The organism is Chryseobacterium sp. II3a, assembly GCF_057815135.1.
Window position 1 is genome coordinate 45,003 of the sequence record NZ_JBYPZJ010000013.1, and the last position, 25,810, is coordinate 70,812.

Here is a 25,810-nt window from a genome sequence, read left to right on the forward strand (position 1 = left end):
ATTAAGCTTCTTTAGCGCTTTCTTTTTTTAGCTTTACCTTTTCTTTCAGCCAGTTGCACCATTCGTCAATTCCATCACCGTTGAGTGTGCTGATCGTCATTACTTCAAGATTAGGATTTACTTCATGAGCATCTTTGGTTACTGCTTCTACAGAGAATGGAACGTAGGGAAGCAAGTCAGCTTTAGAAACAAGCATCAATTCACTGGTTAAAAACATGCGGGGATATTTTTTAGGTTTATCATCGCCTTCAGTAGAAGCCAGAAGGGTTACACGATAATCTTCCCCAAGGTCAAAAGCAGATGGGCAAAGAAGATTTCCTACATTTTCGATGAATAATAAATCTACCCCTTCTAAATCGATATGATCTAAAGCCTGTAAAATCATCTGAGCTTCAATATGGCACATTCCGCCGGTTACGATTTGTAAGGCATTGATTCCTACCTCACGCATTCTGATGGCATCACGCTCTGTTTCCGGGTCTCCCACAAGGATTGAAATATTAAGATCCTGAGCCAGTCTTTTTCCGGTTTCCTGCATTAATGTTGTTTTTCCTGATCCCGGAGAAGAACACACGTTGATCACGCATACATTTTTTAAGCGGTCTCTGATAGCTTTGGCTACAAAATCATTTGCTTTTAATAAATGAAGCGTGGTATTATCACATTGAACCGATCCTACGCGGTTTCCTAAACTTTTTGGATTAGCTGTTGACATATTAATGGTCTTTTTGTTTAAAAATTACTTTTGAAATAAAGAGTTCATTTCCCTGAACGATATTGGAGGAAGGAGTTCCACAGTCTTCACAGACAAATTTGTGATACCTGACCTGAAAGTCTTTGCCACACTCGTCACAATGGGCAATAATGTCATTGACGAACACTTCAAGTTCCATTTCCTGATAGAGCGGGTGGTCGGTAATGAAGGCGTCAAACGCATTTTGAATCAGAACAGGCTGAACATTGGAAAGCAATCCTGCTGTTACCTGGACCTGTTGAATATCTTCTACTTTAGCATCGTAATGCTCTTCCAAAGTGTCAAAGATATCCTTCACTATACTCAATTCATGCATAGCTTATATTTTTATAGATGAGAGGGATTACCTGAATTTTTCGGATAACCTTAATGAGAAAAATAGATGTAAAGCCTAATGTTGATATAGGTTTACAAATAAGGAGTTAAAACGTGAAGTTTATATTCTGATCTTTAAATTATGGAATAAAAGATATTTGGGAAGATGATAATGATGTACAAACTCTGTTTCAGAATTCATTACTGCATTAGTACTTATAGTAGATCCCCATGAAAACATTTCTTTTTCAAAAAGGATAAAGGGCAGATCAAAAAAGGTTTTATCAACATCCAAGTCATTTTCAGCAATAGAGGCTATGAACAGAAGGTCATGCTGCTGAACAGAGTTTGATATTTTAAAACTGATTTGATCTGGTGAAGAGTGAACAGAAATATTACTTTTCTTGTGGCTGGCAAATCCCAGTAGTAATGTAAAAAACAGGACAAGCGTGAAAGTAATTGATATGTAAAGAGACTTCTTCATTGGGTATAGCAAATTTACATCATTTCAGAGCCTGTATTCTTACCAAAAACCTTTTAAAAATGTTCAAAAACAGGACGAAATGGGTATCTTGGAATTTTGCTTGTTTCATGATTTATAAATGCTGTCTTTTGTGTATTTATTTGTTTTTTAGAATGTTAATTGTTGTTTTGGAGAGTTGATTTAGACTGTAGTACTTTATAAGAATGTTAAAAAAAATGACTTTTCCAATTTGAATAAAAAAAGTAATTTTGAGAAGAGTACTTCTACAAGGTACTGGTTTAAATTTAAAAAAATCACAAAATGACCATATCCCGATACCCGATTATTATTTTATTGATGTTAGTCTCTGTGGCTGTATCAGCTCAGAAAAAGAAAAGTAAGGAAGGTGCTCCGCCGCCGCCTAAAAAAGTAGAATATGCTCCGCCCGCTCCCAAAAAGCCAGAGAGCTTTACTCCTGAAATAGATGGTAATACAGCATTCAGATGGAAAAATGAACCTGAAACATTAACTACTTTTACTCCGGATGACCTTGTAGAAAGGATTTATGATTTTAGTGGAATGTACGCTGTACGTATTATTTCTCATTATCCACTCGAGACTATCCAGTATAAAAAACCGGATAAAGGAGATGATCGTGTGGTTCTTCTTGGGTATACCGTAAAATATGATGACTATGATACCGTTGAACTGAAAGGCAATAAAATGACAATTTCTGATAAAAAAGATCCTAAAAAGGAAAAAATAACCTTTGATGTCATAAAAAAAGGGAATAAAATTATCAAGATCAAAGAAGTAAAGACGGGAAGAGTATTTAATCAATCTGAGTATTCACCATCTCCATCGATATAAAGGATTTTAATTACAGACTCTAGCTTTATGATGCCACGAATGCACAAATGAAAAAGGAATTCGTTCATTCGTGGCATTTAAAATATACCCAAATGTGGCCGAAATATACCTGTTTTAATGCTTTAAATCAGTCTATTTTTGTTGATAGAATATGAAAATTATGAAAGCAATTGTATTGGAAGGATTTGGTGGAATAGAACATCTTGTTGAAAGAGAGATTGAAAAACCGAATATCAAAAACAATGAAGTACTGGTTAAGGTGAAAGCCATCAGTATCAATCCTGTAGATGTTAAAGTGCGCAGCCGAAAAGCTCCATTGGCAGAAAGTTTAGCAGAATATAACCCACTGATTTTAGGTTGGGATATTTCCGGGATTATTGTTGAAACAGGAAGTGAAGTAACTTCATTTCATGTAGGAGATGAGGTCTTCGGGATGATTAATTTTGCCGGATATGGGAAAGCTTATGCTGAATATGTAGCTGCTCCGGCAGAACATTTGGTTTTTAAACCCAACAATATCACTCACAATGAGGCTGCCGCCAGTACTTTGGCTGCATTGACTGCCTGGCAGGCTTTTGACAGTTATGGTAAACTCAGACCAACAGATCAAGTGCTTATTCATGCCGCTGCTGGAGGAGTAGGTCATTTTGCTGTACAAATTGCCAAACATATCGGAGCTTATGTTATTGCTACTTCTTCAGCTTCTAATCGAGATTTTGTATTGGCATTGGGTGCAGATCAACATATTGATTATAAAACCACCCGTTTTGAAGAGACTCTTCATGATATTGATTTTGTTCTGGAAGCTATTGGTGGTGAAAATTTTCAAAAATCTGTTCAGGTTTTAAAACCTTTCGGGACGATTGTAGCCTTACCGTCCGGACATACTCAGGAGGATGAAAAGCAGGCTCGTGAAAAGAATCTGCATGCTTGCTATTTTATGTCTGTATATTCCAGTGGCAGAGATATGCAGAAAATTGCTTCCCTGTTTGAAAAAGGAATTATAAAACCTCATATTTCTCATGTATTTGCTTTCAATGAAATAGCAAAAGCTCATGAACAGATTGAAACAGGGCGTACCATAGGGAAGGTAGTGGTTGAATTATAGAGTTAGCGCAAAGTTTTATTTAAAATGTATTTTATTTTTAAGGAAGCTGAGAGATTTATCGATTCTCAATCGATTTGATGAAGCAGATGGATAACGTTCGCTTCATCAAATCAACAGAGTTGATTCTTTCTTTGCTTCCTAAAAGTATTCGATAAGAAGATAAATCTTTGCGTGTAAAAAAACTACAAATTCAAGAATCTATAAGACAATGTTTTGAAAATGATTCTACAAAATTTGGAAGGGTAAGGAAAAACTACTTATTAGTCTATAATTTTGTAAAATAGTCTTCTTCAAGAATAGCATATTCATAATTATCACTCCATCCGCTTTTTAAGGGAAGTAACTTTCTGCGATGGGCTTCCCTTATCATTCCACATTTTTCCATGACTTTGTAAGAAGCAGTATTATCTACGGCACAGCCTGCTTCAATTCTATGAAGCTTCAAATCTTCAAAACCAAACCGGATGATTCTTTCAAGCGCTTCTGTTGCATAGCCTTTTCCCCATATTTCAGGGCTAAGCTTATACCATGTTTCAGCATTTTTGTAATGAAGTTTAATAAGATCAATGGCGATAATGCCTACAAAGGTACAGTCAGTAGTGGTTTCTATTAAAAACGTAAACTTTTTGCGGCTTTGCCCGCTTTCTGCTTCTGACCTCCAGGTATTGACCAACTTTTGAGTTTCCTTTTTATCATCAGAGTAAGAACTGGGATTAAATAATGTACTTTCAGGTTGTAAGAGCATATGATGAACATTTGAAACATCACTTACTTTGAATGTACGTAAGGTTAAACGTTGAGATTTCAATATAAGGTCATTCATAAATAATCTTTTTTGATCGATATAAAGGTAAATAAATTAGGGATTAGAAAACATTTTCAACCTTGAATAAGAAACGAAAATACATTTTGAAATAGAGTTTTAAGCTAAATATTTAAAGGCCTTTTCTGTAATAAAACAATCAAATACAGTCAACATATAATTGTTTGGCAGTCTTTTTCGAGAAAATAGACAGCCTTTTCATCATGGACAGGCTGTAAAGTCTCTATATTTGAATACTGTAACGCATGTAAATGTTTTTATAATGCCAATGAAAAAGATAATACTATGCAAGAAGAAAAAATTGACTTTTTACATCATAATGAGTCAGCCTGGAACAAACAGGCATTAGAACAGAACGAATGGTCTCAGGCTGTAAGTGCAGAGCTGATCAATAAAGCAAAAGAAGGAAAGTGGGAGGTACATCTCACTCCAAAACCTTTATCTAAGGAATGGCTGGGAGATGTAAAAGGAAAGAAAATCCTATGTCTGGCATCTGCAGGTGGGCAGCAGGCTCCGGTACTGGCCGCAGTGGGAGCCGATGTTGTAGTTTTTGATATCTCAGAAGAGCAGTTGAAGCAGGATGAGCGGGTTGCAGAGCGTGACGGATTATCGTTGAAAACAGTTCAGGGAGATATGAGAGATCTCAGTGTTTTTGAAGATGAATCTTTCGATATTGTTTTTCATCCCATATCCAATCATTATGTGGAAGATGTAAATCCTGTTTGGAAAGAAGTTTACAGAGTTTTGAAAAAAGGTGGTTCTTTATTGGCCAGCTTTTTCAATCCGGTTGTTTTTGTAGCAGACCGTAATCCGCAGAATATCGCAGATGGGATTATAAGACCCAAATATACTTTGCCTTATGCAGATATCAGAGACCTAAATCAGGAAGAGATTGCTAGAAAAATAGAGAATCAGGAAGCGCTGGTTTTTGGACATACCCTTTCTGATTTGATTGGCGGGCAAATGAAGGCTGGTTTTATGATTGAAGATTTTACAGAAGAGATGCAGCCTCATCCAAGGTTTTTAATTGATCAATTCCTGCCAACTTTTATGGCGACAAAGGCTGTTAAGCTGAAGTAAGAGCTTTATTATAAGGGGGTTATAATTCTAATATATTACTGATATTACAATTGAAAACGTCATCATTCCCCTCCTCTTGAGGGGGGCGAAAATTCAAAAAATTTTTGACGGGGTGGTTCTTCAACAGATCTTCGATGTATATTTCCTCAAAATTCACAGAATTATCCCTATTTTAGACGCCAAAATAGATAGTATTGTAATTTCCAATGGATAAATCATCGATCAATAATTATTTCCATTCCCTGTTCAGTATTCAAGATGAGGTGGTTGAGAAGATCACAGAAAAATTCAATCAGTTTGAGTTAAAAGCCAATGCTGTCCTGTTGGATCAGAATACCATCAGTACTAAAACCTATTTTCTTGAAAAAGGGTATGTTCGTTCTTATCTGTTAAATGAAGACAATGAGGAAATTACCACCAATATCTATGCTGCCCCTTGTTTTGTAAATGATTTTTTATCCTTTTTCAGGCAGCAGCCTACCAAAGAAATCTATCAGGCAGTAACAGACTGTACATTCTGGGAAACCGGTTTGGAAAATGTTCAGTATAACTTTCATAATATTCCTGAATTCCGGGAGTTCAGCCGGCTGCTTTTTGTTCTGAATTACCATAATATTCACGACAGGCTGATCGAAATGGCAAGCCAGAAAGCTTCCACCCGGTATTTCAACCTGATGAAGAAAGACCCGGACATTTTTCAACATGTTCCACTAAAGGTGATTGCTTCGTACTTGGGAATTAAAGACAGTTCGCTGAGCAGAATCCGAAGAGATATTCGTAAATAAAAACAGGAAGCAGGAAGTTGGAGGCTGGGAGTTATTGCAGACGCATTATTCATGATGATTTTTTATTTAATGAAGTATTTATCAAATCTGCACTGCACAATTTTATCGCAGATAAAATCCTCGCGCCTTAAATAATCTCATTTTTTTATATCCTCTTGCGTCTTCGCGATTTCCAACAAACTCATTCATATAAAAAGGCAATCCGTAGAAATAGATTAAAAATTCATTTTGGGACCTCCATAACTTCAAGCTTCCAGCCTCCCTCTTCCAATATTGTCTTTCCAATTATTATTTCTTTTCATTTGTCAAGTGATCAATTAAAATTTGTCATTCATCTTTGCTAAAAATAATTTCATGAACAAAAAACATATTGTCATTGTAGGATTAGGTGGTGTAGGCGGATATTTTGGTTTTAAAATCAATCAGGTAAATGAAACATCCGGGAAATATAAAGTTTCCTTTGTTGCGAGAGGAGAAACTTACCAGAAAGTCAAAGAAAACGGATTAGTTTTGCTTTCTCCGGAACATCCCAATGAGCGTACTCATCCCAATGCCATTGAGCAGAATATCAGTGATATCAAGAATCCTGATCTGGTGCTGATTTGTGTAAAAGAATATGATCTGGAGAATGTTTGCAGACAACTTAAAGAAGTTATTACTAAAGATACAATACTGCTTCCGATGATGAATGGAGCAGATATCTATGACAGAATCCGGAAAATAATTCCGGATCATACTATTCTGCCAACCTGTATTTATGTAGCTTCCCATATTAAAGAAAGAGGAACGGTAGAGCATAAAGGAAAAGCAGGAAAAATGATTGTAGGAAGAGATCCTGAGCATTTTTCAACTGATGTTACATGGGTAACAGATCTGCTTCAGGAAAGCAACATTGATTTTGATTTTAAAGACAATTCTTTAACAGATATCTGGACTAAATTTATTTTCATTGCAAGTTTTGGATTGGTAACCGCTAAACATAATTCATCCATAGGAACCGTTTGTACTGATGAAGAGCAGAAGCATGAGGCATCGGAAATTATGAGGGAAATCAAACAGATTGCAGATCAAAAAGAAATTTACCTCTCTGAAGGTATTATAGAAGAAACCTTTGAAAAAGCGTCTACATTTCCTTTTGAAACGCCAACATCTTTACAGTTGGATATTCATTCCGGGAAAAAAGATAATGAATTGGAGTTGTTTGCCGGAGCAGTTTTAAAATATGGAATAGATGTTCATCTTGATACCCCTTTTACTCAGAAGATCTATAATGAGATCAAAGCAAAATAGGTAAGCAGAATAAAAAATAGTAACCACATAGAAATCTATGTGGTTAATTTAATTTAGAAATACAGAATAGCTACAGTAATTCATGGTTTAGAATCAAGCTCCGTGCATAAAATGCTGCCGGTCTAATAGGACTTCCTCTGTTTCCCGGTGATCCGGATCATCAATACAGCAGTCTACCGGACATACTGCCTTACATTGAGGTTCTTCATGAAAACCTTTACATTCTGTACATTTTCCGGATACAATATAATAGACCTCATCCGAAACGGCCTGATTGTAGGCACCTGCATCGGCTTCGGTTCCATCTGGGAAAGTGATATGCCCTGAGAGTTTGGTTTTATCCTGCCAACGCCAGTCGATAGCTCCCTCATAAATGGCTGAATTAGGGCATTCAGGCTCACAGGCTCCGCAATTGATGCAATCATCTGTTATTTTAATAGCCATATTTTTTATTTTTGAAATATTGTAAAAAGGGATTTCTTCAACATACTGTTTTAGAAATCCCTACTAAACTTAATTAAAACAGTTCTAACAATTTATTATATCATAAACTGTGCAAACTTGTATTTTGAACCTGTTAATTTGCTGCAATTTCTACTGAGAGTCCGTCCATTTGAGCGGTCAGATAGATTTGACATGCTAATCTGCTGGTTTCTTTGGTGGTGAAGAGTTCTGAAAGAAGGGCATCTTCCACATCATTTTTTTCAGACAATGATGCCGCTCCGTTCAGAATATAGCAGTGACAGGTCGCACACATGGCCATTCCGCCACATAGAGCTTCCATCGGTAATTCATAGGCCTTACAGATATCTTTTAAAGTAAGTCCCATCTCCAGCGGGCAGATCAAGGTATGCTGAATACCGGTCTGATCTGTTACTGTGATTGTTATTTCTTCTTTCATGGTTATTAGTCAATCGTTGCTACTACCTGTTTTTCTGCCTGTTTTTTGGTGCCATCGAAACCTTCGATACCGCTTACTGTAGTATATTTCAAAACAAATTTTTTATTAGGATTCAGCCGCTGGTATATGCTTTGGCAGGCAATGGCCGCTTCATGGAATCCACATAAAATAAGCTTCATTTTAAAAGGATAGGTATTGATATCTCCCACAGCATAAACTCCGCCAATATTGGTCTGGAAATCCGTACTATTATCTACTTTAATCGCATTTTTTTCAAGTTCCAATCCCCAGTCGGCTAAAGGACCGAGCTTAGGAACCAATCCGAATAAAGGGATGAAATAATCCGTTTCAATAGTTTGAATAGCTCCTTCTTTTTCCACTACAATTTCCTCCAGCGAATCTTCTCCTTTTACTCCAATAACCTCTGCCGGAGTAATCAGATTGATTTTTCCTGCATGCTTTAATTTCTTCACTTTTTCCACAGAATCCAGAGCACCTCTGAATTCATTTCGTCTGTGGATTAAGGTTATTGATGATGCTATTTCTGCAAGATGGATAGTCCAATCCAGGGCAGAATCTCCACCGCCGGCAATCACTATACGTTTTCCTGCATAATCCTCCGGTCGTTTGATGAAATAATTAACTCCGCGGTCTTCATACAAGGAAATATCTTCAATAGGTGGTTTTTTAGGTTCAAAACTTCCAAGTCCACCGGCAATCACGACTGCCTTAGCTCTATGTTTAGTCCCTTTATCTGTAATCACTTCAAACAGGTTTTCTTCTAGTTTTAGAAGATGTACAGCGGTTTCATTGAGCGTAAATCCAGGTTCAAACTGTTTAATCTGTTCATAAAGATTATCAATCAGATCCCCAGCCAATACACTTGGGAATCCTGGAATATCAAAGATGGGTTTTTTAGGATATAATTCTGATAACTGGCCTCCCATCTGTGGCAATGCATCAATAATATGACATCGCATTTTGAGAAGGCCGGCTTCAAAAACTGTAAATAACCCTGCAGGGCCGGCTCCAATAATCAGTATATCTGTCTCTATCATACTATGATTGATTTATGATTGTTTTTTCTATTTTCTTTGTGGCTGCTATGGTGATAAGCTTATCAAGTTTGCCGGAATAAAATGCTGAAATCTGCTTTGGATTTTCACTGTCAAACAAAGACGTTCTGAGAATCGGAACACTGAAGGGAAGCGGCCATGCCCGTAATGATTTGGCAATAGCGTCCATCGCATTGATTCCCTGCATTGCCTGTAGCCCATCTGCCCAGCATATCAATCCTATGGTTTTGTCGGTAAGATAAGGCTCATAAGTATTGGCTGTCACTTCCAGCCAGTCAAGGCAGTTTTTCATCACTCCCGGAATACTTCCATGATAAAGGGGAGCCAGCCAGAAATGAAGATCGGCATCCTGAAACATTTGAGTCATTCTTTCTACAGCCAGAGGAGTTTTGTTGAGTGTGACATCAAATAAAGGTATTCCGGAGTCTGCGAGCGTAAAAATATTAGTTCGGATCCCCATTGCTTCCAGCTGCTGCGAGATATAAGCAGAGATCAATCCGGAAGTGGATTCTGTTCTTCTTTCCAGAGATCCGTTGAATATGATTGCTTTCATTTTGTTTTATTTTTTGAAAATTACTTTGGGTAATCCTATTTCTCCATACATTAAAGTTTTGACTAATGGTTTTAAAAGCTCAGTAGCTAATAAATAAAGGGCTGGATCATGAGAGGTATTGGCTCTGACCACCACTTTCTGATCTTTAAAACATTTTAAGTCTGCGTAGATGAGACGGCGTTTCCAAAGATCGAGCAGGACGGTTTCAGCACTGTTTAAATCTACATAAGCAGCATAAGGAGATAGTTTTTCCATGAGGAACATATAGGCCCAAGGCGGAATAATAGCATCTGTTGAACAAATAATCCCAACCGCTTTATTTTTATACACAGAATAATCTACTGCTGCAATTGACTCTTTAAATTCTTTTTCTTTGACTATCATTCCCATAAAAAGGTGATCCTTGATATCTAATTCCACAATTTCAGTAGTGGGTTTATAGTCTAAAAAGTCAAAAGCAATAATGCCGGAAGCTGTTGCTTTATTCACGAAAGTCTGAGTATCCATTGTTAGCAATATTTGTATGTTCCTATCTTATTTTTAAAAGCGCTTCATCATATTTTTTCTCCACTGATGCCCAATCCAATACCGACCAGAATGAATCCAGATAATCTGCTCTTTTGTTCTGATAAGCAAGATAATAAGCATGTTCCCAAACATCAATTCCAAGAATTGGGAAGCCTCTGTTCACCGGAAGAATATCCATCATAGGATTATCTTGGTTTGGAGTAGCGCTTACAGCAATAGATCCGTTGAATTTTACATACAACCAAACCCATCCGGATCCGAATTGTCCAAGCCCTGCCTTCTTCATTTCTGCCTTAAGATCTTCAAGGCTTCCAAGAGTGGAGATGATGGCTTCATTCAGTTTTCCTTCCGGATTTAATTTAGGTTGTGGAGAAAGAATTTCCCAGAATAAAGAATGATTGAAGTGGCCACCGCCATTATTTCTTACCGCTGGACTGTATTCGCTGATTCTTTGTAATAAAGAATCAAGATCCGGGTTGGTTTCATTGGTCTGTTCCAAAGCTGCATTCAGATTATCTACATAAGCCTGGTGGTGCTTCTGGTGATGAATGGTCATTGTATTTTTATCGATAAATGGCTCCAGAGCATCATAAGCATAAGATAATTGAGGTAGTGTAAATGGTTTCATTGCATTTATTTTTTAATAATGTGTGACAAAGGTAATAATATATTTGAATAAAACAACTTTTTGGTTGTTTTATAGATTTCGTGATTTTATTTTCTAAAATACTGTTTTGTAGTGTTTTGTCTTTTTAATTTGAAGATTATAGAAAATGACTATCTTTGTTGTTGAAAAATAAAACAACCTAAATATTGTCAAATGAAGAAACCGGCAGCAGATCGTATTCTGATGTTTTTAAAAATGAGGGGAGAAGCTACTTCACTTCTGATTGCCAAAGAACTATCCATCACTAAAGAGGGAGCGAGAAAGCATTTGCTGAATCTTGCAGAGGCCGGATTGATTGAACCAACAATGAAAAGTGAAGGTGTAGGACGTCCATCTACCTACTATACTCTTACGGATAAAGGGTTGGCTCAGTTTCCGGACACTCATGCAGAGGTGACGGTTCAGCTTTTGAAATCTGTAAAGAATCTTCTGGGAGAGAATGCTCTGGATCTATTAATTACAGATCGTGAAAAGAATACCTATGAACGCTATGAAAAGGCTCTTTCCAAGACTAAAAATCTAGAACAGAGATTGGAAGTACTGGCTGAAGCCCGAAGCAAAGAAGGATATATGGCAGAATGGAAAAAAGAAGGAAAAGAATATTTCCTGATTGAAAACCATTGCCCGATCTGTGCTGCGGCTACAGAATGTCAGGGATTTTGCAGAGCCGAACTTACCAATTTCCAATCATTGATTGGGAATGAATATACAGTGGAAAGGGTAGACCATATTATTTCAGGCGGGCAGCGATGTGTGTATAAAATAAGTCAGTAATTTATTTTTCATGATCTAAATTTATTTCTAAATATGACTTTTAAGGCAGTAATTTTTGATATGGATGGGGTTCTTGTAGACTCTGAAGGTTTCTGGGCAAAAGCAGAACGTGAAGTATTTTCATCTTATGGTGCTCTAGTGACGGATGAACTGGCTGCACAGACGAAATATATGACGACAAAAGAGGTTACAGAATTCTGGTATGGAAAATTTCCCTGGGAAAATCTTAATGTATCTTCTGTAGAGCAGGAAGTTGTCTCTAAAGTCATCGAGCTGATTCAGACTGAAAATTGCACCATGTCCGGTGTACAGGAGTTTATTAAAGCCCTTAAGAGCAAAAATTATAAAATAGGATTGGCTACCAATGCCCCGTTGCGCGTTGCCGATGCTGTCCTTGAAAAACTTCAGGTGAGAGATTTTTTTGATACCGTACACTCTTCCGAATTTGAAGAGCAAGGAAAACCTCATCCTGCAGTTTATCTTAGTTCAGCTCAGCAGCTGGGAATATCACCTGAATACTGCATAGCGATTGAAGACAGCCATTCCGGGTTGAAAGCGGCCAAAGCGGCCGGTATGAAGACCATTGTTTTTACCAATAATGATGAAGCTATAGATTTTGAACATGCTGATTTTAAAATCCAGAATTTTACCTCTGCTCAATTGCCCGTGTTTTAATTTGTTGAATGTTTTTGTGGTCACTATCATTCATTAAAACAGTATTTACTTCAGCTTCTTCTGGGCTAGAATCAGTATTTTGTGAGGAGCTCCATCAACATCAAAATGGAGATTAATTTTTTAGAAGATTGATAATCCGGATTGAGCTGCTCGCGGATCTCTCCCAAAGCTTTACTGAGCTTGTTGCTTACAGTCTTGTTACTTATACCTAGAGCTTCTGCCGTCTCATTCACAGACATATTTCTTCGGATTCTCATATCATACACCTGCTGTTCCGTTGAAGGAAGTTGTGAAACAACCTCATCGATCATGGATAATAAAACACTTATTTCATTTTCTTCAAGCATTTCAAAATACTCAGAATCTGAAATGTCTATTTCCACTGGAATATCAAATTCATCAATACTTAGTGTAGGAGGGGCTTTTTTAAAACTATTGTAATAATCCAGGATACGATAATGCAGATGGCGGAGCAGATAACCTTTCGCACTTTCTGATTCATCTGTTTGTATCATGTCTGTATTCTCAAGGATCTTGATCCATAAATTCTGAAGCAGTTCTTCAGAAACTTCTTTATCCTTTGTCCGTACAAAAACGAAACGATACAGGTTATCCCAATACCGGTCATACAACAGCATAAATGCAGGGCGGTCGCCTGATTTTATTTTCTTTAATAAAGTAGAGTCTGTTAGGTTCATATTACTGCAACAAAATTACCTAAAGGAAAATGAACTTTTTGTGAACTTTAATTATGGAAAAGTTAAATATTTATGGAGATTATCCCTTGATTGTGAATTTAATGTTTAGTAAATGTGAAATAGGTTGAAAAACATCCGGGTTTTTGAATTAGTGTGAACAGAACGTTAAAAACAGGCTGGGGAAGTTTCTCATTTTCATAGTCTTATTGATAGAAGTATCTGTGAATACTATGAAATATTGTATGAAACGTTTTAATTATAAAAATATAGACGCCTTTGTTTTCAGGCTTTGGACCCGTGAAATTTCAAGAGAAAAGATCTCTGAAAAGGAAGATGAACTTTTAAATACATGGAGGTCTCATGCAGAGAAAGACCTGGATGAAACCCATATGCAGGAATCTAAAAAAAGAGTCTTGGCCGGTTTGGAGTATTATTTTGCTCCTTATGAAAAAATAGGCTATAGAAATCGTTTTCAAAAGAACATCTATAAAATTGCGGCGGTCATTATTTTACTTTTGACATTGAGCGGATTCTTCACTTATCATACATTCATTAAGCCGGATGTATATCTTGCGGTATCAGAAAACCGAATTATTCATCTTGAAGACGGATCTGTAGTGACTTTATTACCGGGGGCAGAGCTTACGGTGGAAAAATCATTTCCTGCAGCTACCAGAGTGGTGGATTTAAAAGGAGATGCTATCTTCTCAGTAGCAAAATCGAAAACCCATCCTTTCATTGTTCATGCAGACGGTTTCAGCACGAAAGTATTGGGAACGGTATTTAAGGTTTCTCAGTCCGGGAAGAAAAAAGCAGTAGATCTTTATGAAGGAAAGGTGGCTGTATCTTCTGCTGGAGTTCCTGTTTCTTATCTGAAGCCTAATCAGAAATGGACGAATCTGGGAGTTGCCCGTACCACTGCTATTATTTCATTTGCTCCTGACAAAGTGTTGGGGAAACAACATCCCACCTTATTGTCTTTAAGCTTTAACGATGTTCCTTTAAAAGAAGTTATTACTGTGTTGGAAGGTAATTACAGTACCAAAATTCATTATCCGAAAGAATTTGAAGATAAAAAAATTACAGCCGATTTTACGGGAGGAACTGTGAGTGAAAATATTGAAGCCCTGGCCTTTATTCTGGGGTTTGAAGTTCAGAAGAAAGATAATGTCTATCTCCTGAAATAAACATCATCAAAAAATTAAATAACCAGATAATCTTAATCAAAAGAGAACACTTACGTATGAAAAGTTTGAAATGTGGTTTTACCATAGCAGCCCTATTTTTTACTGTTGCAGCAGAAGCACAGGAATTGGTTCAGAAAGTTTCATTTTCTGTTCCTGCAAGCAGACCATTAATTGAAGTTTTGGAAGAATTTGCAGGAAAAACAGGCATGAGGCTGGCTTATTCAAAATATGATATTAAAGAGCTGAAGGTAAAAGGAGTAAAATGTGAAAATTCCTCTATCAATAATTGTCTGAAAGACATTACCAATGGTCTTCCTGTAGTATTCCGTTTGCATGGGGATCTTATTTCAATAAAATATGAAAACTCTAATGCGATGCCGGGAAACGGGCGTATCTCAGGAAAAATAGTGGATGAAGTGGGAAATCCTGTGGTGGGTGCAGAAGTAAATATTGCAGGAAAATCAACTGTAACGGACAATAATGGAGATTTCTCTGTAGATCTGCCTTCGGGACTTTATAATATGACGGTAAAAGCACCTAAATACAATACACTTCGGGTAGAAAAATTATCAATCCTTAATAAAGAAACAAATACAGTTTCCTTTGCATTGAACCGGGTTTCTGATAAAATTACAGATATCAAAGAAGTGGTGGTTACAGCCACCCGTAAAGCAGATACTCAGGCAGGGTTGCTGGCCCAGCAGAAGAAAGCTGCTCAAATGAGTGACGGAATTTCAGCTGAGCAGATTGCAAAAACTCCCGATAATGATGTAGGGGGAACCCTGAAGAGAGTAACCGGAATCACTACGATAGATAACAAATATGTAGTGGTAAGATCAATGGGAGAGCGATGGAATACAGCCGCTATGGATGGAATCAATCTGCCAAGTACTGAGGCCTACAATCAGAATTTCTCTTTTGATATTATTCCTACAGCAATGGTAGAAAGTGTGGTAGTAAGTAAATCTGCAACACCGGATATGAATGCCAATTTTGCAGGAGGTTTTGTGGAGGTAAGAACTAAAGATATTCCGAATGAAAACTTTACCACAGTAAGTATGGGAACTTCTTATAACGATCAGTCGGCTTTCAAAGAATTTCTGACCCGCAAAAGAGGAAAGTATGATTATTTCGGATACGATGACGGAACAAGAGATTTTCCTCAGGGTCTTAAAGCAATGAACTGGAACAATCCTATGTTTTTTGAGCAGTCAAGCCAGTTTAAGAATGATAATTTCACAACGTATAAGACCAGAGGAGATATGGGGTCTAATTTTCAGCTGGCATTAGGAAGAACTTACGCTCTTCAAAATAATAATAAATGGGGTTTTGCCGGAGCATTTATTATCAGAAATGAACAAAATAAGCTGGATATAGACCATACAGGAAGAGGAAACTGGCTGGACACTACAGATTTTGCTTTTGATGCCAACGGAAGAATGCCTTTTTATAATTTTAAAAATACGGGAGCATCCTATAATTATAATTCAACAGTGGCAGGAATGCTAAATTTTGGATTGCAGCTGGGAAAGAACAGAATTTCATTCCGTAATTCATATACCCATATCTACGATAATACACTGACAAGAATTACAGGCTGGGATGAAAATACCAGTGGAAGCGGCTCTCCAGCTAATGCAGAAATTGCCTATAATTATTTTTATCATGGAATAATACCTAATAATGATCCGTCAAAAATACCGTCTTTAGATAAGCCTTTTACGGAAAATACGGTTTACCCTGTTTATCAGATGTTTTTACAGAATAAACTGGAAGGAAATCATAAGTTCGGAAATATAGAAATCAACTGGTTCGCTGCCAGAACGGGAGTTTCATCAGATACTAAGGATTATACCCAGCACAGGACTTTATACAAGTTTGTAGGACGTGAAATCATGAATTATCACGTAGCCAATAATTCTGCAAGTGATTTTGCACGAGGGTATATTGCCAGCAAAGAAACAGATTATAATTATGGAGCTTCTTTTAAATGGAGCCTGGACAGAGGAAATTTTAAAAATGATATTAAAGTAGGATATGCCGGAGCCTCAAAAACGAACACCAATCAACAGCAGAAATTTTTATTAAGAGTAGATGGAAACAGGAATGTTCCGAATCCGAAATTTATGGAAATGTATGGATCTCTTGCTGACTGGTTTGATGGCTCTCATTATGCACCAGGAGGAATTGGATGGGAGACCCGGGCATTGTACATGGATGATGGTAAATATGAAGGTGAAGTTGAACAGCATGCAGCATATATAATGTTTGATAACCGTTGGAACAATAAATTCAGGTTAGTTTGGGGACTGCGTGCCGAGTATTTTCAATATGATCTTATTTCTCAGCAAATTGAGTCTAAAAATGATTCTAATAACTTCACGAAAACAGGCGTAGACGATCAACGATGGAAATGGATGCCTTCCGCCAATTTTACCTATAGTCCAACCAATAAAATAAACCTGAGATTGGCCTATAACAAGACGGTGATTCGTCCTCAGTTTAATGAGAGAACCGGATTACCTTATTTTGACCCGATAGCCAACGGGCAGATTTTCAATACACAGATGGTATCTTCTACAGTGAATAACTACGATTTTAAATTTGAGTGGTTTCCGGGCTTGGGAGAAATATTCTCTGCCGGATTGTATTACAAGGATATTGACAGACCTATTGAGCGTGAAGGGCGTCTTTCAAATGATGGGAATTTATCGCTGTACAATGGAAATTCAAAAAATGCCAAGCTGAAAGGAGTAGAAGTGGAAGTGCGTAAAAACCTAGGATTTATTGCTGAAGGATCATTATTAAAAAAATTGTTTATCAGTGGGAATTTCACCTACAATACAACAAAAGTAATTGCTTTTAAAGATCAGTATAACACAGGAGAGAACAGTGAAACCTATGAAGTAGACAGACCTCTTTACGGACAAACTCCTTATGCCTATAATATTGGGCTGATGTATGATGGAGAACGATTTGGATTCAACTTCTTATACAATGCAAAAGGAGATCAGTATATGACGGTAGGATATTCTTACAATGCAGAAGAAATTCAGCGTCCTTATGCTGTGGCAGATGCGCAGATCTCATACAAACTCTTAAGAAACAGGAATCTGGAAGTGAAATTGAATGTAAGGAATATCTTCAACAGGGTAAAGGAATATTACAACAATTTTAATTCTTATTTAGGACATACTGACAATACAGGAAATAAAACTGCCCGGGAATTACAGGAACTAGTACCAGGTGCTACCAATAAGTACGATAAAGATATCGATAAAATTTTATTCCGTGCTTACAGCGGAAGAATATTCGGACTAAGTGTCAATTATACATTTTAATGACGTATTGAACTCATCAAAAAAACTAATAAACTTATTAAACAATGAAAAAATTACTATTAATTGGAATAACAGCAAGCTCCCTTATAGCGTGTCAAAAAGATGACTTAGCTGATTCTTCTGCTCCTTTCGAAATGAAGTCTACTTCCGCAGAATATCTTACCGTTTCTGAATTTCCTGTAACTCCTGTAAGTGGAGATATTACTTCCAATACAACCTGGAGTGGTGTAATTGAAATGAATGGAGTGATACGGGTTAAAAACGGGGCTACATTAACGATCCTTCCAGGAACATTCATCAAAGCAAAACCGAATTATGATTGGGCCGCTGCTAAAGGAGTTCTTGTAATCACCAAGACAGGAAAGATCAATGCTGCAGGAACAGATTCTCAGCCGATTGTGTTTACAAGTTATAATCTTCTGGATGGAAATGAAGATACAACCGCCGCTCCAGGTGATTTTGGAGGAGTGATTCTTTTAGGAGATGCACCTACGAATGTACCCAGCACAACTTCTATTGAAGGATTAGGTTTAAGTGGTGATTATTATTTCGGTGGAACTAATCCATCTCATAATGCCGGAATTATGAAATATGTACGCATCGAGTTTGCAGGATATGACTTTACCGGAGCCAATTCTGGTAATGAAGTGAATGGTCTGACATTAGGAGGCGTTGGCAATGGAACTACCTTAGATCATATTCAGGTGTCTTACAGTCTGGATGATTCTTTCGAATTTTTCGGAGGTACAGTAAACGCTACCAATTTGGTTTCTTTTGCTCCTGAAGATGATAATTTCGATTTTGATAACGGATATACAGGAAATATTACATGTGCTCTTTCTTTAGGAGATTATCGCTCCTATCATGCCACAAGCGGCGGAAGTTCTGATTCTAACGGTATCGAATTAGATAACAATTCCACAGGTACAGCCACTTCCTTGATTACAAATCCTACCATCAACAACATTACTATCATTGGGGCAAGAAATGGTGCAGCAGGACAGGGACTTGTTTATGAAAACGGAATTCATATCAGAAGAAATGGAAGGCTAACATTAAACAATGCTGTTGTAACAGGATATCCTACAGGAATCAGGGTAGAAGGGACAGGTTCACAGCTTTCCGCGACTTCTAGCCTGAATTCAATCCTTGTACATGGGTTCAGTACTTCTGTTACAGGTTCCGGCACAGCAGGAATCCCAACAACTAATCTTCTTTCAGGAAGTATAGCGGCATTATGGGGAATGAACCAGCCTTTCTTCAATGAAGGCAGCTGGAATGTAGCTCCGCGAAATTGTGGAAACTTTCAGGGGAATTGGAATAAATATGATTTTTCTATCGTGGAATAAGTAATAGAGCGTGGATCTTATAGATTGTTTCCAGCTTTTGTAAAAATAAATGAGCTCTAGACAGAAAGGTACAGGTTTTCGGGATCCTGAAAATGATACGGAATAATACTGATGATGCGCACAGCAGTATCCAATCATTCAAACCCCGGACGCTATCATCTTTTCCCGGAAAATAGCGGATCTATAGGGAACTCAGACAGCTCAGCTCCTCCTGGTCTGTAGGATGAAAACAATAACCAAATCGCAGAAATATAGAGGCGGATATTTCTGAATATTAAAAACTTCCGGTCATAAAAATAAATAACCGGATCTATCAAAAATTATAACAATGAAAAGATTAACTCTAATTGCAGCTGCTGCATTATCTCTTACAGCTTGTCAGAACGATCATTTAGCAGATTCTTCAACTCCTTTTGAAATGAAACCTACTTCCGCTGAATATCTTACAGCTTCTTCACTTCCTGTAACTAAAGTGAGCGGGCCTATCACTTCCAATACAACATGGAGCGGTGTGATAGAAATTGATGGTACTGTAGCTGTTAAAGACGGAGCAACACTTACGATCCAGCCTGGAACATTCATCAAAGCAAAACCTAATGCAATAGGAGAAGGTTCAGGAATCCTGGTTATTACTAAAACAGGTAAAATCAATGCTACAGGAACAGAATCTCAGCCTATTGTTTTTACAAGTTACAGACTTTTAGACGGAGATGAAGATACTACAGCAACTCCAGGAGATTTTGGAGGAGTGATCCTTTTAGGAGATGCACCTACCAACGTACCTTTTACAACGACTATTGAAGGATTAACCGGTAGTGATTATTATTTCGGAGGAACTAACCCTTCTCATAATGCAGGAACATTAAAGTATGTACGTATCGAATTTGCTGGTTATGATTTTGTAGGTGCTAATTCTGGTAACGAAGTAAATGCTTTATCACTAGGAGGTGTTGGAAATGGTACTACTTTAGATCATATCCAGGTATCTTACGGTCAGGATGATTCTTTTGAGTTTTTCGGAGGAACAGTAAATGCTTCTAACTTGATTTCTTTTGCTGCAGAAGATGATAATTTTGACTTTGATAATGGATATACAGGAACTATTACATGTGCTCTTTCTCTTGCTGATTACAATTCAGCACACACAGTAAGCGGAGGAAGTCCTGATTCTAACGGTATTGAACTTGATAACAATGCAACAGGTACTGCTACTTCATTGATTACAAACCCTGTTATCAACAATCTTACTATCGTAGGTCCTAAATTCGGGGCTGCAGGACAAGGTGCAGCTTACGAAAACGGTATCCACATCAGAAGATATGGTAAATTAACTTTAAATAATGCTGTAGTAACAGGATATCCTACCGGGATCAGAGTAGAAGGTGCAGGATCTGAGCTTTCTTCAGCTTCTAATTTTGCTTCTATTCAGGTTCATGGCTTTACAACTTCTGTTATGGGAGCTGGTACAGCAGGGATTCCAACGACTAACCTTCTTACAGGAAGTACAGCGGCATTATGGGGGATGAACCAGCCGTTCTTTAACGAAGGCAGCTGGAATGTATCTCCAAGAAACTGTGGAAACTTCCAGGGAACTTGGACAAAATACAATTTTGCCATTGTAAACTAAAAAAACTATAAAGCAAGGAACGGCCTAGGCTTGCTCCTTGCTTTCTTTTTCTAAAAAATCTTAATAATCAGTATCATGAAAAAAATAATTTTATCATCTGTTCTTTTGTTATCTCAGCTGACTGCAGCACAAACTTTGGTTTGGGGAAATACTTTTGATACTCCTGCCGATCTTCAGGGATGGACCTTCCATGATCTGAATGGCAACAGCAACGGGTGGATTCAGGGACCTAATATTTATCACAATGGAACTTCTTTAACTTATGGAAGTGCCGGGGTTCTAAGACATTCAACTAATAAGGTTCCTACTGGAAATGTTACAGATTTTGGAACTGAAGATGACTGGATTATTTCTCCTCAGATCGACCTTACAAACGCTTCAGGAACAATTACTCTTGCTTCTTATATTGGAAGACAGAGAGCTTCCCACACTATTGTGAGCCGGGATCTTTATATCTATGTAAGTACTCCTCAAAAACAAGTTCCTGTTTTAGCAGATTTTCAGGCGATGACAGTAGACGGATCAGGAAATTACATTCAAAGTCCGTATAAAATACAGGTAGGTGCTTCAACTAACCCTTTTCCGGCAAATCTCACTGAATTTGGGGAAAGTCTTGTAGATCTTTCAGCTTTTGCAGGAAAGAAAATTTATATAGGAATGTGGGCCAACAGAAATGCCACAGGAAATAATATCATGAATATCAATATTGATGAAATGGCTATTTATTCTACATCTACAACCTTAAACACAAAAGATGTAAAAAAGAAAGAAAATCTTACGAAGACTGTAGAAAATCCAGTAAAAGAATACTTACAGCTGCAGCTTAATCCTGCATTGAAAGAAAACAGCACAACAGTTCATCTTTATAACGCAGCAGGACAGCAGGTTCTTACCTCTCCGTACTCAAGATTTATCAATGTAGCAGGTTTATCAACAGGAGTATATATAGCAGAAGTAACTGATGGAAAGACTAAAGAACGTTTGAATTTTATTAAAAAATAAACATTCTGCAGTTTACAGCTAACCATGAAATATAACATGAAATTTTAATATACAATAATGGATGGTTGTTTTGATAAGAAACAGCTGTCCAGAACATATCCAACTAGTTTTTTTATAATTGTGTATTGCCCTGCACAATGAGCAGGGCAATATTTTTTAAGTTAAAAATAAGATAAAAGATGAATAAAATCTTTGCACTACTATTATTGTTCATATTGTTTTCCTGTACAGACGATACGGTGATGGAAAAATATGATCTTGCCCAAAAACCAGGAGAAGTAGCAATCAAAGGATACTCTAAACCGGATGTACTTCAGTTGAGATTCAATGGAGAACCCGTATCTATTGACGGAAAAAACTTCTACACCAATAAAATAGAAACGACACTTCAGTTTGTATTGGATCAGGGAGAGACCAACAAGCTGGCAATATATAATCATGAAACAGGTAAGGAAGTTATGCAATATAATATTACGTATGATAATGTAGAGGAGTATAAAAAATTAGATTTCTTCAATCTTCCGGGAATCTTCCTGCAGACTGAAGTAATAAAACCACAAGTCAACCTTGGAAAGGTAGGATTTGAATTTATCTTTCCGAATCTGGGTGAATTTTCGGGATCATCGCTTGAAAATGTCAAAGGAGTTTTAAAAAGAGAAAACGGCGTTGTGTTAGCAGAATTTGACAATATTGGAAAAAGCAGTTTTACTCCCGTGAAGATATATAATTCTTTCGGTATCGCTGCACCCATATACCTTGAATTATACAAACCGGGAACTACAGAACCTTATGCCGGATCAACGGTGGTTAAAGTGAAAATAAAGCAGGATATGGGTGCTAATATGATCATCCTGCAGGAAAAGCTGGAGAACGGAGTATGGATGGTAAAAGGAGATGTAGATGTGGTAGAATATTTATAACCGGAGATGAAAAACTTTTTTAACCTTCAATTCATAGCGCTTATCATCACTTTGATATCCTGTACGGATCATGATGAAAACCCTCCTGTTTTTCCTGATGGAAGTACAGAGTCTGTTAATCTTTGGATCCAGGACAGCCTGAAGCGGTATTATTATTGGGCAGATCAGATACCTGCCAAGCCGGATTATCGTCTTCCGGTAAAAGATTTTTTCAAAAGCCTGTTGGCTCCGCAAGATCGTTTTTCTTTTATTGTCAATACAGAAGATCCTTCCAGTTATCCACGCTCGATCCGGAATATGTACGGCTTCGATTATACAGTTCTTCAGCGGGCCAATGGAGAAGTGATAACAGTGATTAAATTGGTCCTTAATGATTCACCGGCATTCAATGCCGGACTTGAACGGGGAATGATTATTACTAAAATTAATGGAAAAGCAGTAACTGCAAGCAATGCTGAGTCCATCACTTCAACCATGAAAGATCTCACAGTTCTGGACCTTACCGTAGGAAGCTGGAACAATGGTGCTGTTGCTGATGAAAAGGAGATCAAAGTATATTATGGATTATCTTTTGAACAGCCGTTACTGTCTAAAATATTTGAAAAAAATGGTAAAAAAGCTGGCTATCTGTATATCTACGATTTTCCGGACGGGATGACACCAAAACTTAGCCAGAAATTTGCAGCGTTTAAAGCTGCCGGGGTTCAGGAACTGATTCTCGATCTTCGATACAACTACGGAGGGTCAGTCTCTGCTGCGGCTGCTCTTTGCTCGCTGATTCCTTCGGGAATATCTTCCTCTTCTCCCTTCATTATTTTTAAAGGAAATAAAAACGGTGGTGAAGTCAAAAGAACATTCTCCCAACAGATCGCTTACGATCCGAAAGCGCTTGATTTTAATAGTTTACGTGCCAATGCCTTAAACTTGAATAAAGTTTATATCCTGACTTCAAACAGTACAGCTTCAGCTGCAGAAATTGTTATTAATAATCTGAAACCTTATTTGCAGGTAATTCAGGTTGGGGATGTAACGTTAGGAAAAGATATGGCGGGCTTCACTGTGGAAGACAAACGTAAGCCTCAAAAAATACGATGGCAGCTGCATCCGGTAATTTATAAAGTATTTAATGCCAATGGATCCGGAGAATACAGCAACGGAATTTCACCACAGAGGTCAGTTAATGAATATACTGTATTGCCGTTATTACCTTTAGGTCATCCCGATGAAACATTAATTTCTTCTGTTTTGAATGGATCTTATTTTAAATCTGTCAATCAAAATAAATCTGCTGAAGAGGTTAAGATTTTATATCAGAGCGATGTCCCTCCTATAGCGGCTGGCAAGAATTTATAAATATACATTAACCTTAAAAAGAAAATTAAAACCATGCAGGGAATAGAACCAAAACTCCACACCAGCCTTACCAGTCGTATTGAATATTACCGTTTACTGATAGAGGCAGCAGATGATTCCGAAGCCCCTTCATCAGATGTCATTACCCAGATTTCAGAATTAGCAAATTTGTATGAAGAATACCTGATAAATAAAAAAAATCTTGAAGAGAGTATCAAAAAATACAGAGCTTATCATAACGATCTAAGAAAAAAGCTAACCGTGAGGCTCCGGGAAGTTAAGAGAAAAACGAGGCAGAAGTAGTTTCTTTTTTATACTTAAAGATATTGAAGAATAGAATTGCTTTTTGGACTAAAGAGAGTTCAATGGCTTCCGGACTGATGTTTACATGAGTGTTCTTTCCATATTTTAATCCAAAATTCATACATTTATAGCATCAAGTTGAAAGATGGGGGTTTATGAATTTTAATGAGACTGTACTTTCCGGTTATTTGAATATGTTCTGGCAGTTTTCCTGGCCACAATGGATAGTGTTTAGTCTCGTGAGTAATGTATTTTTATATTTATTTTCCATTGGGCTGTATCTTTTTATTGATAAAACCTGCCATAAAACCCCATTGCAAGAGAAAGATCATCCTATTTCAGCATCCGATTTTTATCTCAGTCTTTTTACCGTTGTCTGTAATAGCCTTGTGATGCTGATAGGTGCTTTTTTATGGAAAAATGGATGGATTGTGCTGGCAAATAACTCATTAGGATGGATTGTTTTTGCTGAAGTTTTAGCATTACTGCTTTTAATGGATCTTTTTATGTATTTCTTTCACTATACTGCCCATTTACCTTTTGTATATAAAATAGTTCATGGAAAGCACCATGAGCATGTAAGTACCAACTATCTAAGTCTTTTCGTTCTTCATCCCTTTGAAACCATAGGATTTGGACTGATGATGCTGGTATTATTACTCTGTTATGATTTTTCTGTGATTTCCGTTTTCATTTACCTATTCATCAATCTTGTATGGGGGACAATAGGGCATCTGAATCGGGAGTTTTTTCCAGCCAGTTTTGACCGTTTTTTTGTGGGAACTACCAGATTTCATAATCAGCACCATTTGGATGAAACTAAAAATTTTGGATTTTATACTTCTATCTGGGATAGATTGTTTCGAACATATAAATAGGAGAGTAGGTCATTTTATTGTATAAATGGGATGTGATAAATTTTCTCGCAGATTTTACTGATTACAGAGATTCTCCAAAGGCTTTTTGATCGCCACTAATACACGAATAAAATAATGAATAATTATAAAAACTATGTTTTCATGTTGTAAAAATTAAACTTTTTAAACCACATAGGTCCATAGAATGTAGAGGGAAAATACGTGGAGCTGTTTTTCTTGCTGAGGATCTCTGATTCTCTAGCGCCTTAACAACAGTTTGTATTATATTTCTTTGCGTCCTCGCGTTCCCAACTAAAAAATATTATAGATTACAGAGATTCTCCAAAGGCTTTTTAATCGCCACTAATACACGAATTAATAGTTTTATCTTGCTCAAAAACTATGCAGCGAGAAATACTCACAAGATACTTTCCTTGCTGAGTGAAACGCCCCTGCGAACTTTATCAGAATCATTATTTTTCCTCTCCTTTGCACCTTTTGCGTTTAAAAA

Annotated in this window: 28 protein-coding genes; 16 read left to right on the forward strand and 12 right to left on the reverse strand. The window is 37.2% G+C overall.

Annotated features, from left to right (window positions below; all coding sequences use genetic code 11):
* Nucleotide 1: 1 nt before the first annotated feature.
* The 3 genes from hypB to AC3HD6_RS21885 form a co-directional block, all read right to left on the reverse strand.
* Nucleotides 2-715 carry a hydrogenase nickel incorporation protein HypB gene (gene hypB / locus AC3HD6_RS21875; protein WP_488898243.1) on the reverse strand — a complete coding sequence of 238 codons (714 nt, stop codon included), beginning with the start codon at nt 713-715 and terminating at the stop codon, nt 2-4.
* A gap of 1 nt (nt 716) precedes the next feature.
* A complete protein-coding gene (locus AC3HD6_RS21880) occupies nt 717-1,070 on the reverse strand; it encodes a hydrogenase maturation nickel metallochaperone HypA/HybF (RefSeq protein ID WP_488898244.1) in 354 nt (117 codons plus the stop codon).
* 120 nt (nt 1,071-1,190) lie between these two features.
* Complete coding sequence (locus AC3HD6_RS21885) at nt 1,191-1,553, reverse strand: hypothetical protein (RefSeq protein ID WP_488898245.1); 363 nt, start codon at nt 1,551-1,553, stop codon at nt 1,191-1,193.
* A gap of 300 nt (nt 1,554-1,853) precedes the next feature.
* Here AC3HD6_RS21885 and AC3HD6_RS21890 point away from each other — a divergent pair, with 300 nt between their 5' ends.
* Complete coding sequence (locus tag AC3HD6_RS21890) at nt 1,854-2,402, forward strand: hypothetical protein (protein ID WP_488898246.1); 549 nt, start codon at nt 1,854-1,856, stop codon at nt 2,400-2,402.
* A gap of 160 nt (nt 2,403-2,562) precedes the next feature.
* A complete protein-coding gene (locus AC3HD6_RS21895; protein ID WP_488898247.1) occupies nt 2,563-3,510 on the forward strand; it encodes an NADP-dependent oxidoreductase in 948 nt (315 codons plus the stop codon).
* 265 nt (nt 3,511-3,775) lie between these two features.
* Here the strand turns inward: AC3HD6_RS21895 and AC3HD6_RS21900 are convergent, their stop codons facing one another.
* The gene (locus AC3HD6_RS21900; protein ID WP_488898248.1) at nt 3,776-4,333 is read right to left on the reverse strand and encodes a GNAT family N-acetyltransferase; all 558 of its coding nucleotides are present in this window, start codon (nt 4,331-4,333) and stop codon (nt 3,776-3,778) included.
* A 285-nt stretch (nt 4,334-4,618) separates the two neighbouring features.
* Between AC3HD6_RS21900 and AC3HD6_RS21905 the strand changes: the two genes are divergently transcribed.
* From AC3HD6_RS21905 to AC3HD6_RS21915, 3 genes are all read left to right on the forward strand, one after another.
* Nucleotides 4,619-5,413 carry a class I SAM-dependent methyltransferase gene (locus AC3HD6_RS21905; RefSeq protein WP_488898249.1) on the forward strand — a complete coding sequence of 265 codons (795 nt, stop codon included), beginning with the start codon at nt 4,619-4,621 and terminating at the stop codon, nt 5,411-5,413.
* A gap of 206 nt (nt 5,414-5,619) precedes the next feature.
* Nucleotides 5,620-6,198, forward strand: coding sequence for a Crp/Fnr family transcriptional regulator (locus AC3HD6_RS21910; RefSeq protein ID WP_488898250.1), 579 nt, complete (start codon nt 5,620-5,622; stop codon nt 6,196-6,198).
* A 354-nt stretch (nt 6,199-6,552) separates the two neighbouring features.
* A complete protein-coding gene (locus AC3HD6_RS21915) occupies nt 6,553-7,488 on the forward strand; it encodes a ketopantoate reductase family protein (protein ID WP_488898251.1) in 936 nt (311 codons plus the stop codon).
* Between the two features lie 93 nt (nt 7,489-7,581).
* On the opposite strand, the gene AC3HD6_RS21920 is transcribed toward AC3HD6_RS21915, so the two are convergent.
* The 6 genes from AC3HD6_RS21920 to AC3HD6_RS21945 all read right to left on the reverse strand — a co-directional run bounded on the left by AC3HD6_RS21920 (nt 7,582) and on the right by AC3HD6_RS21945 (nt 11,174).
* Nucleotides 7,582-7,932: a 4Fe-4S dicluster domain-containing protein gene (locus tag AC3HD6_RS21920; protein WP_488898252.1), complete on the reverse strand. Its 351-nt coding sequence runs from the start codon at nt 7,930-7,932 to the stop codon at nt 7,582-7,584.
* 133 nt (nt 7,933-8,065) lie between these two features.
* A complete protein-coding gene (locus AC3HD6_RS21925) occupies nt 8,066-8,389 on the reverse strand; it encodes a 2Fe-2S iron-sulfur cluster-binding protein (RefSeq protein ID WP_488898253.1) in 324 nt (107 codons plus the stop codon).
* Nucleotides 8,390-8,394: 5 nt separating this feature from the next.
* Nucleotides 8,395-9,447 (reverse strand): NAD(P)/FAD-dependent oxidoreductase, encoded by a 1,053-nt coding sequence (locus AC3HD6_RS21930; protein WP_488898254.1) that lies wholly within the window; start codon nt 9,445-9,447, stop codon nt 8,395-8,397.
* Between the two features lies 1 nt (nt 9,448).
* Nucleotides 9,449-10,018, reverse strand: a complete 570-nt coding sequence (locus AC3HD6_RS21935) for an NADPH-dependent FMN reductase (RefSeq protein ID WP_488898255.1) — start codon at nt 10,016-10,018, stop codon at nt 9,449-9,451.
* A 6-nt stretch (nt 10,019-10,024) separates the two neighbouring features.
* Entirely contained in the window at nt 10,025-10,525 is a 501-nt protein-coding gene (locus tag AC3HD6_RS21940; protein WP_488898256.1) for a DUF2480 family protein, read from the reverse strand.
* A gap of 22 nt (nt 10,526-10,547) precedes the next feature.
* On the reverse strand, nt 10,548-11,174 hold the full coding sequence (locus AC3HD6_RS21945) for a superoxide dismutase (RefSeq protein ID WP_488898257.1): 627 nt from the start codon (nt 11,172-11,174) through the stop codon (nt 10,548-10,550).
* 192 nt (nt 11,175-11,366) lie between these two features.
* Here AC3HD6_RS21945 and AC3HD6_RS21950 point away from each other — a divergent pair, with 192 nt between their 5' ends.
* Nucleotides 11,367-11,987 (forward strand): helix-turn-helix transcriptional regulator, encoded by a 621-nt coding sequence (locus AC3HD6_RS21950; protein ID WP_488898258.1) that lies wholly within the window; start codon nt 11,367-11,369, stop codon nt 11,985-11,987.
* Nucleotides 11,988-12,020: 33 nt separating this feature from the next.
* On the forward strand, nt 12,021-12,662 hold the full coding sequence (hxpB, locus tag AC3HD6_RS21955; RefSeq protein WP_488898259.1) for a hexitol phosphatase HxpB: 642 nt from the start codon (nt 12,021-12,023) through the stop codon (nt 12,660-12,662).
* Nucleotides 12,663-12,733: 71 nt separating this feature from the next.
* Here hxpB and AC3HD6_RS21960 read toward each other — a convergent pair whose 3' ends face one another.
* Nucleotides 12,734-13,360 (reverse strand): RNA polymerase sigma factor, encoded by a 627-nt coding sequence (locus AC3HD6_RS21960; protein WP_068942863.1) that lies wholly within the window; start codon nt 13,358-13,360, stop codon nt 12,734-12,736.
* A gap of 242 nt (nt 13,361-13,602) precedes the next feature.
* Between AC3HD6_RS21960 and AC3HD6_RS21965 the strand changes: the two genes are divergently transcribed.
* The 8 genes from AC3HD6_RS21965 to AC3HD6_RS22000 all read left to right on the forward strand — a co-directional run bounded on the left by AC3HD6_RS21965 (nt 13,603) and on the right by AC3HD6_RS22000 (nt 24,442).
* Nucleotides 13,603-14,547, forward strand: a complete 945-nt coding sequence (locus AC3HD6_RS21965) for a FecR family protein (RefSeq protein ID WP_488898260.1) — start codon at nt 13,603-13,605, stop codon at nt 14,545-14,547.
* A gap of 56 nt (nt 14,548-14,603) precedes the next feature.
* Entirely contained in the window at nt 14,604-17,888 is a 3,285-nt protein-coding gene (locus tag AC3HD6_RS21970) for a TonB-dependent receptor (protein WP_488898261.1), read from the forward strand.
* Between the two features lie 44 nt (nt 17,889-17,932).
* Entirely contained in the window at nt 17,933-19,237 is a 1,305-nt protein-coding gene (locus AC3HD6_RS21975) for a hypothetical protein (protein WP_488898262.1), read from the forward strand.
* Between the two features lie 328 nt (nt 19,238-19,565).
* The gene (locus AC3HD6_RS21980; protein WP_488898263.1) at nt 19,566-20,864 is read left to right on the forward strand and encodes a hypothetical protein; all 1,299 of its coding nucleotides are present in this window, start codon (nt 19,566-19,568) and stop codon (nt 20,862-20,864) included.
* Between the two features lie 75 nt (nt 20,865-20,939).
* Nucleotides 20,940-21,866, forward strand: a complete 927-nt coding sequence (locus AC3HD6_RS21985; RefSeq protein WP_488898264.1) for a choice-of-anchor J domain-containing protein — start codon at nt 20,940-20,942, stop codon at nt 21,864-21,866.
* 179 nt (nt 21,867-22,045) lie between these two features.
* The gene (locus AC3HD6_RS21990; protein WP_488898265.1) at nt 22,046-22,786 is read left to right on the forward strand and encodes a hypothetical protein; all 741 of its coding nucleotides are present in this window, start codon (nt 22,046-22,048) and stop codon (nt 22,784-22,786) included.
* 6 nt (nt 22,787-22,792) lie between these two features.
* Nucleotides 22,793-24,139, forward strand: a complete 1,347-nt coding sequence (locus AC3HD6_RS21995; RefSeq protein ID WP_488898266.1) for a S41 family peptidase — start codon at nt 22,793-22,795, stop codon at nt 24,137-24,139.
* Nucleotides 24,140-24,172: 33 nt separating this feature from the next.
* Complete coding sequence (locus AC3HD6_RS22000) at nt 24,173-24,442, forward strand: hypothetical protein (protein ID WP_488898267.1); 270 nt, start codon at nt 24,173-24,175, stop codon at nt 24,440-24,442.
* Here the strand turns inward: AC3HD6_RS22000 and AC3HD6_RS22005 are convergent.
* Entirely contained in the window at nt 24,417-24,563 is a 147-nt protein-coding gene (locus tag AC3HD6_RS22005; RefSeq protein WP_488898268.1) for a hypothetical protein, read from the reverse strand. The two genes, AC3HD6_RS22000 and AC3HD6_RS22005, sit on opposite strands and share 26 nt — an antisense overlap.
* Nucleotides 24,564-24,597: 34 nt before the next feature.
* On the opposite strand from AC3HD6_RS22005, the gene AC3HD6_RS22010 reads away from it, so the two are divergent.
* Nucleotides 24,598-25,320 carry a sterol desaturase family protein gene (locus AC3HD6_RS22010; protein ID WP_488898269.1) on the forward strand — a complete coding sequence of 241 codons (723 nt, stop codon included), beginning with the start codon at nt 24,598-24,600 and terminating at the stop codon, nt 25,318-25,320.
* Nucleotides 25,321-25,810: the final 490 nt, after the last annotated feature.